General features: G+C 33.1%; 13 protein-coding genes. 8 read left to right on the top strand and 5 right to left on the bottom strand.

The window, feature by feature from the left end; translation table 11 throughout:
* Position 1: 1 nt before the first annotated feature.
* Positions 2–1807 carry a M1 family metallopeptidase gene (locus ACFWV9_RS04270; RefSeq protein ID WP_411894001.1) on the top strand — a complete coding sequence of 602 codons (1806 nt, stop codon included), beginning with the start codon at positions 2–4 and terminating at the stop codon, positions 1805–1807.
* Between the two features lie 47 nt (positions 1808–1854).
* Here ACFWV9_RS04270 and ACFWV9_RS04265 read toward each other — a convergent pair whose 3' ends face one another.
* Both ACFWV9_RS04265 and ACFWV9_RS04260 read right to left on the bottom strand, forming a co-directional pair.
* Positions 1855–3045, bottom strand: coding sequence for a succinylglutamate desuccinylase/aspartoacylase family protein (locus ACFWV9_RS04265; RefSeq protein ID WP_411894000.1), 1191 nt, complete (start codon positions 3043–3045; stop codon positions 1855–1857).
* A gap of 1 nt (position 3046) precedes the next feature.
* The gene (locus ACFWV9_RS04260) at positions 3047–4891 is read right to left on the bottom strand and encodes a CBS domain-containing protein (protein WP_411893999.1); all 1845 of its coding nucleotides are present in this window, start codon (positions 4889–4891) and stop codon (positions 3047–3049) included.
* A 134-nt stretch (positions 4892–5025) separates the two neighbouring features.
* On the opposite strand from ACFWV9_RS04260, the gene rnpA reads away from it, so the two are divergent.
* The 3 genes from rnpA (at position 5026) to ACFWV9_RS04245 (ending at position 7937) form a co-directional block, all read left to right on the top strand.
* A complete protein-coding gene (gene rnpA / locus ACFWV9_RS04255; RefSeq protein WP_411893998.1) occupies positions 5026–5400 on the top strand; it encodes a ribonuclease P protein component in 375 nt (124 codons plus the stop codon).
* Positions 5400–7034: a S41 family peptidase gene (locus ACFWV9_RS04250; protein ID WP_411893997.1), complete on the top strand. Its 1635-nt coding sequence runs from the start codon at positions 5400–5402 to the stop codon at positions 7032–7034. Before rnpA ends, ACFWV9_RS04250 begins: the two co-directional genes overlap by 1 nt.
* A 63-nt stretch (positions 7035–7097) precedes the next feature.
* Complete coding sequence (locus ACFWV9_RS04245; protein WP_411893996.1) at positions 7098–7937, top strand: OmpA family protein; 840 nt, start codon at positions 7098–7100, stop codon at positions 7935–7937.
* Here the strand turns inward: ACFWV9_RS04245 and ACFWV9_RS04240 are convergent.
* Genes ACFWV9_RS04240 through rpiB form a run of 3 tightly spaced genes read right to left on the bottom strand, consistent with a single transcriptional unit; the run spans position 7934 to position 9730 of the window.
* Positions 7934–8377, bottom strand: coding sequence for a GNAT family N-acetyltransferase (locus ACFWV9_RS04240; RefSeq protein WP_411893995.1), 444 nt, complete (start codon positions 8375–8377; stop codon positions 7934–7936). The genes ACFWV9_RS04245 and ACFWV9_RS04240 overlap by 4 nt on opposite strands.
* A gap of 3 nt (positions 8378–8380) precedes the next feature.
* On the bottom strand, positions 8381–9295 hold the full coding sequence (locus tag ACFWV9_RS04235; protein ID WP_411893994.1) for a cation diffusion facilitator family transporter: 915 nt from the start codon (positions 9293–9295) through the stop codon (positions 8381–8383).
* Positions 9296–9730 (bottom strand): ribose 5-phosphate isomerase B, encoded by a 435-nt coding sequence (gene rpiB, locus ACFWV9_RS04230; RefSeq protein ID WP_411893993.1) that lies wholly within the window; start codon positions 9728–9730, stop codon positions 9296–9298. It abuts the gene before it with no gap.
* A 623-nt stretch (positions 9731–10353) separates the two neighbouring features.
* On the opposite strand from rpiB, the gene rnr reads away from it, so the two are divergent.
* From rnr to ACFWV9_RS04210, 4 genes are read left to right on the top strand one after another with little or no spacing between them, the layout of a single operon-like run.
* Entirely contained in the window at positions 10354–12558 is a 2205-nt protein-coding gene (gene rnr, locus ACFWV9_RS04225) for a ribonuclease R (RefSeq protein ID WP_411893992.1), read from the top strand.
* A gap of 22 nt (positions 12559–12580) precedes the next feature.
* Positions 12581–12880, top strand: coding sequence for a YbjQ family protein (locus ACFWV9_RS04220; RefSeq protein ID WP_411893991.1), 300 nt, complete (start codon positions 12581–12583; stop codon positions 12878–12880).
* 18 nt (positions 12881–12898) lie between these two features.
* Positions 12899–13570: a head GIN domain-containing protein gene (locus ACFWV9_RS04215; protein WP_411893990.1), complete on the top strand. Its 672-nt coding sequence runs from the start codon at positions 12899–12901 to the stop codon at positions 13568–13570.
* A gap of 42 nt (positions 13571–13612) precedes the next feature.
* Complete coding sequence (locus tag ACFWV9_RS04210) at positions 13613–14308, top strand: LysE family translocator (protein WP_411893989.1); 696 nt, start codon at positions 13613–13615, stop codon at positions 14306–14308.
* The last annotated feature ends 8 nt before the right edge of the window (positions 14309–14316 follow it).

The raw sequence follows: 14316 nt of genomic DNA, 5'->3' as shown, positions 1-14316 counted from the left end.
TATGAAGGGATTTTTAATGAATCTTGTTTGTATCACAATCGTATTTGTTTGTGGTGCAAATGAGAATACCACGATCAGCAATATTATAAAACCTAATACTAATCCTGAATATTGGCAACAGCACGTTGACTATTCTATGGAAATAGATATGGATGTTGATTCGTATCAATATACGGGAAAGCAAACTTTAGTTTATACTAACAATTCGCCAGACGTTTTGAATAGGGTGTATTATCACTTATATTTTAATGCATTTCAGCCTGGAAGCGAAATGGATGTGCGGTCTAGAACTATTGCTGACCCAAGTACTAAAATTGGTGATAGAATTAGTAAACTTAAGCCTGATGAAATAGGTTATATTAAGGTTAACTCATTAGAGCAAAACGGAACACCCATTCAACACGAAACTGTTGGGACTGTGCTAGAGGTTGTTTTGAACAAGCCCATTCAACCAGGTGAAAAAGTAACTTTTAATATGGCTTTTGAAGCACAGGTCCCTATTCAAATTCGCCGTTCTGGAAGAAACAACAAAGAAGGTGTGGCGCTTTCAATGGCGCAATGGTATCCAAAATTAGCAGAATACGATGATGAGGGTTGGCACGCAGACCCTTATATCGCAAGAGAATTTCATGGTGTTTGGGGTGACTTTGATGTAAAACTTTTAATTGATGCCGATTATGTTGTAGGTGGCACAGGTTATTTACAGGGCGCGCCTAAAACCAAGGGGAGCAAGAAAGAATATCATTTTAAGGCGCCAAAAGTTCATGACTTTACTTGGGCTGCAGATCCAGATTTTATTCACGACACCTTTAAGGTGCCAAATGGTCCAATGCTTCATTTTTACTATAAAAGAACAATGGATCGAAAGTATTTGGAAAGCTGGAAAAAACTACAGCCTGACACAGCAAAATTAATGGCGTTTTTTAGTGAAAATATTGGACAATATCCATACGATCAGTATTCAGTTATACAAGGGGGTGATGGTGGCATGGAGTATGCAATGTGTACTTTCATAACGGGAGAGCGTAATTATGGAAGTTTAAGGAGTGTTACATCACATGAAATGGCCCATACCTGGTTTCAATTTTTATTGGCAAGTAACGAAGCAAAGCATGAGTGGATGGATGAGGGGTTTACCAGTTATATTTCAACCTTAGCTACTAATGCGTTAAAAAAGAACACAAACAAAAATCCATTTAAGAGCGCCTATAGACGTTATATTTCTTTAGCGAACTCAGGACATGAGCAACCACTAACAACACATGCTGATAGATACGCTTATAATCAGGTTTACGGAACCGCGGCATATAGTAAGGGCTCCGTGTTTTTGTCTCAACTTGGATATGTGATTGGAGAAGAAAATCTTAAAAAAACGATTAAAAAGTATTTTGACGATTTTTCATTTAAACACCCTAAACCCATGGATATTGTGCGCACCGCTGAGCGTATTACAGACTTAGAACTAGATTGGTATTTAATTGATTTTGGTCAAACCACAAATACTATTGATTATGGTGTAAAATCGGTTGACGGCAACAAAATTGTTTTAGAGCGTATTGGTCTAATGCCAATGCCTATCGATTTAACCGTAACCTATGATGATGGGTCAACGGAAGAGTTTTATATCCCGCTTCAAATGATGCGTGGTGAAAAACCGACAGATGCAACGATTGTTTCAGATTGGGCCTGGGCCATGCCCACTTATGCGCTAAGCACAAGAAAAAACGTTAAGACTGTTGAAATTGATAGTTCAAAATTAATGGCAGACGTTAAGAGAGAAAACAACATTTACAGTTTGGCAAATTAACAATACAAAAATGATAAATCCGCACCTATAACAGTTTGCGGATTTTTTTAATACCATTTTTCTTTTCTATACATCTCCTTTTTAGAAACACGCTCTCTATTGTATAACAATAAATGTGTTTCGTCAATTTGTTTGTTTCTGTAGCCAAACAAATGAAAGGTTGATTTAGCCATAAATCTTGTTACCCTTAGGTTGGCTTTTAAAACACCTTGTCTTTTATTATACCACGTAATACCTGGCAAGACTGTTAATAAACTATCGGCTTTTATGTGTCTTAAAAAAGCGGATAGTTTTAGGAATATATTAGGGATTTGTCTAATTATAAAAAAGCCGTCATTACCAGAGTTTTGATATAATGGCATGAATAGTTCTGCATTATACTCAGAATAAATTCTCTCGCCATTAGAAGTGGCTAAAAAAGTACCCTTCTTTATGTTCTGGAAGCTCTCAAAACCCTTCTCCATTACGAACCGCTCCTTGGGCTGTATGTGGTGTTTGTATATTACCTCATAAATTGATGAAACATTCTTTGAGGCATCTATTAAAATTTTCTCAAACTCATCTATGGAGCCTAATTCATCATTTTTAATCAGGCCTGTGTGTCTAAGTGTTAAATGTATAAATGCTTCACAGCTTTTGATTGCCTGAGGATCAACATGCTGTCCGCCCTCAAAACCTAGTGACACGTAGCCTAATTTGTTCAAATAACTTAAAAGTGGGCCCTCTAGATATTCTTCGATACCAAGAACAATAGGAACAGGAAAGCATTGAGAAAATTTCCTATTTATCATAGCGTCGTTAATAGTAATAAACGGAAGGCTTTTACTTGAGGTCGTGTGAAGGTCTATAAAGTACTTTGGGGATGATGAGGTTGCAAAAATCATTTTGATGATTTCAAAAAGCTCTATCTGCTCTTTCTCTTCTTCTTCGTACTCGGTTTTCAACTCAAGGTTCCTTAATTTGTCAATAGTCCAAATTCGGTTTAAATCTAATTTTAAGAAACGTTTGTTCTCTTTGAGTGCTTTTATATTACCATATACAGCAAAAATTTCTCCGTGTAGCTCCTTTGTATCAATTCGGTTAAGTACCCTGTTGAGCGCATCTACACCTGCGTATTCATTACCATGGATGCCTCCGAAAAAGATTGTAGTTGCCCCTGGATGTTTTCCTTTTAAATGATGAAAAATCCTGTTTGGCGAGCTCTTTGTTTCTTTATGGGACTTAATCGTTGTTTGCATTTTAAAAATCACTAGAAGTAAGAATTCCCAGAAGTTCTTTGTTTCTAACTACTGGTAAGCAATTAATATCATGCTTTTTCATAAGTGCCTTGGCGTCTTCCAAGGGCGCCTCTTGTGATATGGTTATTAGGTTTTTAGTCATTACATCTTTAACCCTTAAAAGTAAGTCTTTATTTCCTAATTTTATTAAGTCTGTCCACGTTAATAAACCCGCCAATTCTTTCTTTTTATTAATTACTGGTAGGTGGTGTATTTTCTTCCAGCGCATAATATTACTAACCAATTCTAAACTATCGTTTTGATCTACGAGAATTATTTGTGTATTCATGTTGTGCTTTACAATTCTGCTCAAGTCAATTTTTAAATTGTCATCCGGGTTAAATATGCCCCAACCATCAACGGTGCTACCGTCTAGTTGATGCTTGAACATATAGGCTGAAATATTCTGTAAGGCTTCAAAATTGTTTTTTGTTTTTTGTAATTGCCTATAATTATTTACCATCCACTGAGAGCCATTTATCGATTTTACACGTCTCTCAATTATAGAAAGGTACTTATCAATATCCGTCTCATTAACATTCATTTTCTCTAATCCTACCCTTGAAATTGGTAAAAGCTCATTTAGTATGAGGTCTTTTGGCGCGATCCAATCGTTGTTCCATTTAAATTGGGTTTCCATACCGTTTCTTGCCGCTTTAAAGAAATTATTTTTTATATCCTTAAAATCCATTTTGTTGTGTATCTCCTTGTAGTGTTCGGGCTGACCCATCATTAATCCAACCCAGAACACCATATTAGCAACCTCATCGGTTAATGTTGGTCCTGATGGTATATACCTACACTCTATTCTTAAGTGTGGTTTGCCACCACCAACACCGTAACAAACACGATTCCATTTGTAAACAGTGCCATTGTGCAATTGTAAGGCTCTCAATTTAGGGATTACACCCTTTTTATATAAAGCCATACTATCATCGTGTTCGTTTGAGGTAAGCAAACTTCTAAATCGCGATATGTGATCTCTAAAAATATCCGTAACAGTGCCGCGCTCCCAATCAGCCCCAAAACTAACTCTAGATTGTTTTTCGTTATGTATAAACGAATTTGCCCTGGTATCTATACTTTGTGTAAAAAGCGCAATTCTTGTTTCTGCCCATAGCTCTCTGCCAAATAAAATTGGAGAATTAACACTGCAACTCAATACTGGCGCCGCTATCGCTTGTGCCCAATTATATTTATCTACAAATTCATCTGGATCTATTTGTAAATGCGTTTGGAAACTTGTGTTACAGGCTTCTAACATAACACAGTCATGGATAAGATTTAACTCATCAACACCTTTTATATGAATATTAAAATGTTCTCTTCTTGAATCTTTAAGCGCATTATTTAATACATTATATCTTGGTCTGTCCGTCATATAATCTTCAGAAATGTGTTTTAATCTTAAGGTCGGCAAAATACCTGTTAATACTATTTTGGAGTCTTTTTTTTTAGCTGCTTTCTGAGCTTTTTCTAGAAGAGTTTCTATTTGGTTTTGTAGTTGACTGAAACAGTCTTCTTGCAGAAGCAATGGATCTGAGTTGATTTCTAAATTATACTTTCCTATCTCAGTTGTAAAGTGATCATCATTTATTTCTCTGAGTAAATCAATACTGTTGTCGTTGGGAAAATAGTCTTTGGTAACAACACAAAACTCTTGTTCGGCACCAATTCTTATGGGTTCTTTTTCTATAATTCCTTCTTTCAGCATTATATCTAAAACTTCCAAATCTTTTACTAAATGGTGTATATATAATGCTTTATCTTTGGGGCTTTTAAGTTGTTTTACGTCCAAATGTCCCATATTTAAAGCCTAGTATTGATTAATCTATGTAAGTTACTCTAATAAAAAGGCTAAAAATATGATTTTTATCATAGCCTCATAAGGATAGTCTTCTTTGGGTTGGGCGAATTGGCAGATAATAAATTTATGACCTAATGTCTTTTAAGTACGGTAATAAAGATAAATTAAAAAGCAAAAAACTCATTGAGAAGTTGTTCAACGAGGGGCAGGCTGTTACTGTTTACCCCTTGAGATTAATCTATCTTAAAACGGAATTTTTAGACAATAGCACTCTTAAGACCGGTGTGTCAGTCAGTAAAAAACAACATAAAGCAGCGGTTTCTAGAAATAGAATTAAAAGACTATTGAGAGAGGCTTATCGGCTCAATAAGCCAAATTTCTTTAACAATAGTTCAACATCTTATGCGTTTATGATTTTGTACCTTAGTAAGGATGGAACAACTTTTGCAAGTATAAATGAAACCGTAAAGTTGTTATTTCAAAAATTTCTTGATAAAACCTCAAACTAATGAAAAGAATACTACATAAAAGATTAATTATTCCTGTTTTAGCGCTCTTAGTGTTTTTTAGTACTACGGCATTTAAAAATGACTTTTTTGAAATAGCTAAGCAAATAGAAATATTCACAACGCTTTTTAAGGAGCTCAACATGAACTATGTAGATGACACCAATCCTGGTGATCTCATGGATACCGCAATAAAGAGTATGTTAGATGATTTAGATCCTTATACTCAATTCTATAACGAACAAGATGTTGAGGCTTCTAGGATTAATAATGCTGGAGACTATACTGGTATAGGCGCAAAAGTTTTAACGCTTAAGGATAAGCTAATAATTGTAGAGCCATATAAAGATTATGCCGCTGATAAATCGGGTCTTAAGGCTGGTGATGAGATTATAAAAGTTGATAATGTTGTTGTGGCAGATTTTAAAGATGATGCTGCTAATCTATTGCAAGGCGCAGCGGGTACAGAGGTAATAATAACCTACAGGCGTCAAGGGAAAACAAATACAGCTAAGATCATACGTGAATCTCTCGAAATTAAAGCAGTACCTCATTACTCTATGGTAGACGAAAAAACCGGTTACATAGTGTTGCGTAAATTTAATAATAAGGCATCTTCGGAAACCATAAGTGCGCTTAGGGCATTAAAGAATCAAGGTGCGTCTCAATTAATTTTAGATTTAAGAGGTAATCCCGGAGGATTATTAAATGAAGCTGTTAATGTTACAAATATTTTTATACCTAAAAATCAATTGGTAGTAACAACAAAGTCTAAGGTAAAAAAATATAACAAAACTTATTATACAAGAAGAGATGCTGTCGATACAGAAATCCCTCTGGTTGTATTAATAGACGGTAGAAGCGCTTCGGCCAGTGAAATTGTTTCTGGTGCTTTACAAGATGTTGATAGGGCTGTTGTTGTGGGCACAAGAAGCTTTGGTAAGGGTCTAGTACAGCGTCCCAAGGCACTAACCTATGGGACACAAATGAAGATTACCATTTCTAGATATTATACGCCTTCGGGACGATGTATACAAGCACTAGATTATTGGAACAGGGATGAAAACGGTAAAGCTACAAGGGTAAAGAAAGAAAACTACAATACCTTTAAAACACGTAACGGTAGAGAAGTATTTGATGGTGGCGGAGTTGAGCCAGATATTGAAGTAGAATTTGCCAAACAAACACCAATTACAAAAGCAATATTAAGTGAAAACCTGGTTTTTAATTTCGCAACTGATTATTACTATGATAATACTCTTAATGATCTCAATAGCTTTCAACTTCCAGATTCAGAATTTAGAGAATTCAAAAACTACTTAAAAAGTTCGGGGTTTAATTTTGAAACCGAAACCGAAAAAGCATTTAATGAAGCAATGGCAGTTGCTGACCAAGAAGAACTAGAGGGTGTTATAGACTCGGAATTTCATAATTTATCTGTAGCTATACAGTCGTATAAATCTAACGCAATTGATGCAAATAAAACACAATTAAAGTCACTTTTGACCGACGAGATTATTAAACGTTATTTCTACAGTGAAGGATTATATACGTACTACACAGCCAACAATTCTGAGATAAAAAAAGCATTAAGTATTCTCAATAACCCTAAGCAATATGCTAGTATTTTGAGATAAAAATTAAAATTATTTATATTTAGCATTATAGAATTTTTAAATATTTAAGAAAATTCAAACAAAATGAAACCTATACTCATTTTATTATGCCTTTGTTTCCAGCTCTCTTTTTCACAAAAAGAGCTAAAGCACCAGGTATACTTTGAAACAGATAAATATGAAATTCCGGAGACGGAACACAGTAGGCTATTACTGTTCTTATCTGATATTGAGAATCTAGATATCGAGAAGGTTTCTATATATGGGTTTTGTGATGATAGGGGTAGTGATTCTTACAACCTTGTTCTTTCTCAACAACGCGCAGACGCTATTAAAGAAGTGTTCTCAAACAATGAATTCGATGAGTCTAAAATCACAAATGTTGATGGTAAGGGCGAAATATTAATAAATATTGTGTTTGAAGAGAATCTTAGTAAAATTCGAGGTTTAAATCGTAAAGTAGAAATTATTGCCCAACCTTATGATCCTCCGAGAAAAATTGTTAAAAAACCGGTTAAAAAAACAACAGAAGAAAAGCTTAAGGGTGATTTAAAAGAAGGAGATAAAATTCTTCTTGAAAACATATTGTTTAGAACAGGTTATAGTTATCTCACTAAAGAATCTAAGAATCGCCTTGATAAAATCGCAGAGGTATTGGTAGAACGTAAAGATATTTATTTCACAGTAGAAGGCCATGTGTGTTGTACTTATGGTGCTCGTGATGCTATTGATAGGAAAACAAAAAAACGTAACTTATCGGTAGCAAGAGCAAAAACTGTTTACGATTTTCTTGCTAGAAAAGGCGTAAGCCGATCAAGAATGAGATATGTTGGTCTGAAACGAAAATTTCCGCTTGGAGGTGAACCAGCATACGACAGACGTGTAGAAATACAGGTAACTCAAATTGACAAATCAGCTAATTAAATTTTTAGCATATTGATATGTGGTATACCGTCTTCAAGGTACTCCTCTCCTACTTCATTAAAACCTAAATTATTATAAAAACTTTTTAAATAGGTTTGTGCCGAAATTCTAATTTTTGAAATCTTATATTTCTGTTTAATCGCTTCTATGGAAGCATTCATGATGTCATAACCAAACTTATGCTGGCGTTGAGACTCTTTAACTACTACCCTTCCAATACTCGCCTCTTCAAAATAATCTCCTGGTTGAAAAACTCTTGTATATGCCACTAAGACATCATCTTTATAACCTAAAATATGAAGTGCCTTGTGATCTTTACCATCAACATCCTGATATACACAATCTTGCTCAACAACAAATACCTCACTTCGTAATTGCAACAAATCGTAGAGTTCTTGTGTTGATAATTCCTGAAATGTTTTAACCTTCGTTTTAAGCATAATTTAATCTTGAACTATCACGTCTTTAGCATCACATTTACCATATTCTGGTTGTATATTAATGTGGTTAATATCATACTTATGGTAAACTAATTCCTCAATTTTATTTAAAATAATATCAAATTCTGATAATGTAATATCCTTATTAAAATCAATATGTGCCTCAAGGTGGATTTCCTCTTCATTCAATTGCCAAATATGAACATGATGTACATTTTTAATAGCATCAATCGTTTGTATATCTTCAACTATAGACTTTACAGAAGTAGAATCTGGTGTAAATAACATTAATACCTTAAATGAGTTTTTTAATAAATCCCATCCCATTACTACAAGATAAATTGCAATAGCTAAGGTTAATACACTGTCAATCCACCAAATTTCATAATATTTCATTAAAAGACCACCTATTAAAACCGCAACACTTGCCAACATATCAGTTAACAAATGAAGATAAGCACTCTTAAGATTCATATTATCATCAGAATTCTTTTTAAGTAATAACACGCTAAACCCATTTCCTAAAATTGCTATAATAGATAACCAAATAACAAGATTAGATTCAATCTCTTGAGGATTTTTGAAGCGTTCAATAGCTTCAATTATTAATAAAATTGCAACAACTATTAATGTAGAGGCATTAATAAAAGCGGCTAATATTTCAGCACGTTTATATCCAAATGTACGTTTTAAAGAGGCTTTTTTCTTAACTAATTTATTAGCAATCCAACTAATGATCAGAGATATAACATCACTGAAATTATGTAATGCATCACTTAACAATGCTAAACTACCAGAAACTAATCCACCAATAACTTGAGCAATCGTGATGGCTATATTTAAGAATATAGTAATTAATAAATTTCGACTGTTTATATCGTGATGGTGAGAATGATTATGAGAGTGAGAATGACCCATCTAACATGATAATGGAATTTTATCTATACGTCTTTTATGACGGCCTCCTTCAAATTCTGTTTCTAAAAATACATCTACCATTTTAATAGCTTGTGGTATAGAAGTAAATCTTGCTGGTATGCAAATTATATTAGCATTGTTATGTTGTCTAGCTAATTCAGTAATTTCACTATTCCAACAAACACCAGCTCTTACATTTTGATATTTATTGGCTGTCATACCAACACCATTAGCGGTACCACAAATCAATATCCCTAGATCCACTTTACCGTCATTCACATCACTTGCAACAGGATGAACAAAATCTGGGTAATCTGCACTATCGGTTGTATCTGTACCGTAATTGTTGATAGTATAACCCTTACCTTTAAGGTGTTCTATAATTGCAGATTTATACTCAGGTCCTGCGTGGTCGTTTCCAATTGAAATGGTCATTATTTTAGCTATTAATTATAAAGTGCAAAGTTACAATTTTTTAAATCTGGTTAATAGAATATGTGATTACATGTTAATAACTGTTTACAACTTATAAAAAGAAAAATTAGGATTATCTCTTTATTTTTTCAAACCAAAATAGAATATTATAAACCAAATTAGTTAGCTAATATTTAAAAGGAAGTTATCATTATCACCTCAAGAGGAAATGAACAAAAAATATTATATAAAATATCAATAAAAACTATTAACATCTATTATTAACAGTTGTTTATAATAAATCAAAATCTCCTATTTATCAATCAATTACAAATAATAGTAATGTTAATTATGTTCTAATAGAATGTAAACTATATTATATCAAAACAAAACTATAAAAAGTTATCGTAACTATAAACAGACTATAATAACCATCATTTTATTTTTTAAAATTTAAAAGAAAAATGATAATATCTATATAAGTGTTAATAAGTGTATTTTTTATTAATTTAACCTTTACTAAACACTATTAAATTTTATTAGTGTAGCTTTGCATCAAACTTAATATCTTCACTTCCACCTATATTAAGTTAAAAATGAAGAATTCCTAACACTTTTAGGAAAAGAATATGATTACAAATTAAATGACAAGAAAGAAAAAACGGAGATCTAGAAACAATAAGATTTCCAACCTTACAAATACAATTCTAAGTATTTTAAAAAAAGAACGAAACAAAACTTTTAATTATAAACAAATTGCAGCTAAGCTGGGTGTTAATGACGCTAGTAGTCGCAACCAAATCATTAAAAAACTAGCGCAGCTCAAAGTAAAAGGAGAAATAGAAGAAGTAGAACGCGGTAAATTTAAAGCTGTAGTTAGTACAGAATATTTTACAGGTATTTTAGATTTATCTGCCAAAGGAAATGGTTATGTTATTAGTGATGATTTTGAGCATGATGTTTTTATTGCTTCAAATAATATAAATAAAGCCTTAAATGGTGATGAAGTTGAGTTTTATGCCTATAAAAGAAAACATCGCGGTAAGCATGAAGGCGAGATAACTAATATAATTAAGCGAGCTAAGTCAGATTATGTTGGTACAATCCAAATTCAGGACAATAAAAAGTTTGCTTTTGTTGTGGCTGATAGCCAAAAAATGTATACAGATATTTTTGTACCAATTAATAAAACAAAAAAAGCTGAAGATGGAGATAAAGTCTTGGTTACGCTTACCGATTGGCCAGAGAAAGCAAGCTCACCTTATGGTAAAGTAGTAGAAGTATTAGGTAAACCAGGAGAGCACAGTACAGAAATTCATTCAATTTTAGCTGAGTATGGTTTACCTCATGAGTTTCCTCACGAAGTTGAAGCATATGTCAATAAATTAGATACTTCAATTACTGAAGACGAAATTGCAAAACGAAGAGATATGCGTAAAGATTTAACTTTTACCATAGATCCAAAAGATGCAAAAGATTTTGATGATGCACTTTCTTTTAAAGTTTTAGAGAATGGGCTGTACGAAATTGGAATTCATATCGCAGATGTGTCGCATTATGTTAAACCAGATACGGTTTTAGACGATGAAGCTTATGAAAGAGCAACATCTATTTATCTTGTAGATAGAGTAGTACCAATGTTACCTGAGATTTTATCTAATGGTGCCTGTTCTTTACGCCCTCATGAAGAAAAATACACGTTTTCTGCTGTTTTTAAAATGAACGATAATTGTGAAATTAAAGATCAGTGGTTCGGTAGAACTGTGACATATTCAGACGCAAGATTTGCTTATGAAGAAGCGCAATCAATTATTGAAACTAAAACTAATTCCATTCCAAAAGAAGTCGCTTTAACAGGTGAGGCTTACAACACAGATCAATCTATTGCAGATGCTGTTTTAAAGCTTGATGAATTGGCAAAAAAAATGCGTACTAAACGAATGAGCACAGGTGCAATATCTTTTGATAAGGTTGAGGTAAAATTTAATCTAGATAAAGAGGCTAATCCTGTTGGTGTATTCTTTAAAACAAGTAAAGATGCTAATAAACTTATAGAAGAGTTTATGTTATTAGCAAATAAAAAAGTGTCTGAATTTATTGGAAAGCAGAATCCTAAGAAAACATTCGTGTATCGTGTACACGATGAACCAGATGATTCTAAACTAGCGCAACTACAGACAGTGGTTGGCCGTTTTGGTCATAAATTAAATTTCAAGGACAGAAAAAGTGTAGCTTCATCATTAAATAAATTACTAACTGATGTAGTAGGTAAAAAGGAACAAAACCTTGTAGACACCTTAGCTATTAGAACCATGTCTAAAGCAGAATACACAACACAGAATATAGGTCATTACGGATTAGCATTTCAATATTATAGTCATTTTACCTCACCAATACGTCGTTATCCCGATGTAATGGCGCACCGCTTGTTACAACACTATTTAGATGGTGGTAAATCTGCGAATGAAGACATCTACGAAGAAAAATGTAAGCATAGTAGTAATATGGAATATTTAGCCACCAAGGCAGAAAGAGATTCTATTAAATACATGCAAATACGCTTTATGCAAGACCACCAAGACGAAGAGTTTAAAGGTGTAATTTCAGGTGTTACGGATTGGGGAATATATGTTGAGATTATATCTAACAAATGTGAAGGTATGGTAAGCGTTAGAGATATGAAGGATGATACATATGACTTTGATCAAGATTATTATGCAATGGTTGGTCGTCACAATCATAAAATGTATCAACTTGGAGAAGAAGTTATTGTAAAGGTTAAAAATACAGATTTAGTAAAAAAACATTTAGACTTCTACTTAATTGGAAAAGCGGTTGATGAAGATTAATTTTGTGTAATAAACAATAATTATGATTTTAACCACAACCAACTCTATTGAAGGCTATAAAATAGTTGACTATTTAGGTATTGTTACTGGAGTGTCTATTAACGAGAAAAAACTTGCCATGGGCTTTAGCATCTCTAAATACTATAAAGCAATACAGTCTAGTATTGATGAGGTCAAAGAAAATGCCTTTAAAACACTAACAGAAAATGCTAGAAAATTAAAAGCAAATGCTGTTGTTGGCATAAAAGTTGAAATAGAATTAACAACAAGTAATTATGCAATGGTATCAGTAACCGGTACTGCAGTAAAAGTCACAGAATAAAATATAAATTTAGCTATTATGAAAAAACTCACATTAATCTTATCCTTTATTTTCGGTATTACCTTAACTGCTCAAGAGACCGTAGAAAAAACAATTGGAGAGTTTACAACCGTTAAGGTTTATGATTTAATAAACTTAAACATGATTCAATCAAAAGAGAATAAGGTTGTGATTTCTGGAAAGAACAGAAAAGATGTAGAAGTAGTAAATAAAAACGGTAAATTAAAAATTCGAATGAATATAGAGGAAATATACGATGGTAATGACACTGTTGTAAATCTATATTTTACTAATGTAGATGAGATTGATGCAAATGAAGGAGCAAAGGTGATGGTTAAAGAAACCATTGAACAATTTGAGGTTGAGTTAAGAACACAAGAAGGTGCAGAAATTACAGTGGATTTAAAGACTTCATATACGACCGTTAGGGCTGTAACAGGAGGCATTATTAATGTTACTGGTCAATCTAAAAACCAAGATGTATCTATATATACAGGAGGTACTGTAAATGGTGAAGCGCTTATAACCGAAAAGACAGATGTTAGTATAAACGCTGCTGGAGAAGCATATGTTAATGCAACAGAATTTGTTGATGTTAGGATAAGAGCTGGTGGTGATGTTTTTATTTATGGAGATCCTAAAAAAGTGGATGAAAGCCGTGTATTTGGTGGTCGTATTAAGCGCATGTAATCATATAAGATTTATTACATTTGTTTAAACGGCAATTATTATATGTTCGATGATATATTAACAGCAATTCCTTTTGGTATTATCCTGGCCTTTACAATTGGTCCGGTTTTCTTTGTCTTGCTCGAAACAGGAGCAACCAAAGGATTTAAAAGCGCTGTTATTTTTGATCTGGGCGTTATTTTTGCAGATGTCGTTTTTATTGCGTTGGCTTTTTTCAGCACTAACAAGTTGGTTGATAAAATTAAAGACGATCCAAACTTTCTTATTTTTGGAGGCGTGCTTCTGGTTGTATATGGTGTTATTTCTTTCATTAAAACATCGAGATCATTTCGTTCAATAGTTAAAGAATATAGCAGAATAGAATTGCCAAAAAAGGACTATGGTAGACTTTTTGTAAAAGGCTTTTTATTAAACTTTATTAATATAGGAGTTTTATTGGGTTGGCTTGGGTTTATAGTTGTAGGCACGTCTTTAACCAGCTCAGAAAACGGCGTTATTATTTTTATATCAACGATGTTGATTACATATTTCCTAACGGACCTAATTAAGATAGCGCTGGCTAAAAGACTTAAGAATAAACTAACTCCTAGGCGCGTTTTTAAAACCAAAAAGATAGTAGCGTTAGTTATTTTGGGGTTTGGAGTATTATTGTTAAGCCAAGGACTATTTCCAGAACTTTATGAAAAGAGCAAAGAGCAAATCGAAAAGGTTAAACCTAAAGAATTAAACATCAATTAAAAGTTGAA

It is taken from the genome of Winogradskyella sp. A2 (genome assembly GCF_046762865.1).
GTDB lineage: Bacteria > Bacteroidota > Bacteroidia > Flavobacteriales > Flavobacteriaceae > Winogradskyella.
This window is presented reverse-complemented; position numbering and strand designations above follow the sequence as displayed.

Excerpts from the sequence above, each read along its gene's own strand:
- ACFWV9_RS04215 (WP_411893990.1), top strand. The coding sequence starts at position 12,899 with ATGAAAAAACTCACATTAATCTTATCCTTTATTTTCGGTATTACCTTA.
- rnr (WP_411893992.1), top strand. The coding sequence starts at position 10,354 with ATGACAAGAAAGAAAAAACGGAGATCTAGAAACAATAAGATTTCCAAC.
- ACFWV9_RS04245 (WP_411893996.1), top strand. The coding sequence starts at position 7,098 with ATGAAACCTATACTCATTTTATTATGCCTTTGTTTCCAGCTCTCTTTT.
- ACFWV9_RS04210 (WP_411893989.1), top strand. The coding sequence starts at position 13,613 with ATGTTCGATGATATATTAACAGCAATTCCTTTTGGTATTATCCTGGCC.
- ACFWV9_RS04240 (WP_411893995.1), bottom strand. The coding sequence starts at position 8,377 with ATGCTTAAAACGAAGGTTAAAACATTTCAGGAATTATCAACACAAGAA.
- rnpA (WP_411893998.1), top strand. The coding sequence starts at position 5,026 with ATGTCTTTTAAGTACGGTAATAAAGATAAATTAAAAAGCAAAAAACTC.
- ACFWV9_RS04260 (WP_411893999.1), bottom strand. The coding sequence starts at position 4,891 with ATGGGACATTTGGACGTAAAACAACTTAAAAGCCCCAAAGATAAAGCA.
- ACFWV9_RS04235 (WP_411893994.1), bottom strand. The coding sequence starts at position 9,295 with ATGGGTCATTCTCACTCTCATAATCATTCTCACCATCACGATATAAAC.
- rpiB (WP_411893993.1), bottom strand. The coding sequence starts at position 9,730 with ATGACCATTTCAATTGGAAACGACCACGCAGGACCTGAGTATAAATCT.
- ACFWV9_RS04270 (WP_411894001.1), top strand. The coding sequence starts at position 2 with ATGAAGGGATTTTTAATGAATCTTGTTTGTATCACAATCGTATTTGTT.
- ACFWV9_RS04250 (WP_411893997.1), top strand. The coding sequence starts at position 5,400 with ATGAAAAGAATACTACATAAAAGATTAATTATTCCTGTTTTAGCGCTC.
- ACFWV9_RS04265 (WP_411894000.1), bottom strand. The coding sequence starts at position 3,045 with ATGCAAACAACGATTAAGTCCCATAAAGAAACAAAGAGCTCGCCAAAC.
- ACFWV9_RS04220 (WP_411893991.1), top strand. The coding sequence starts at position 12,581 with ATGATTTTAACCACAACCAACTCTATTGAAGGCTATAAAATAGTTGAC.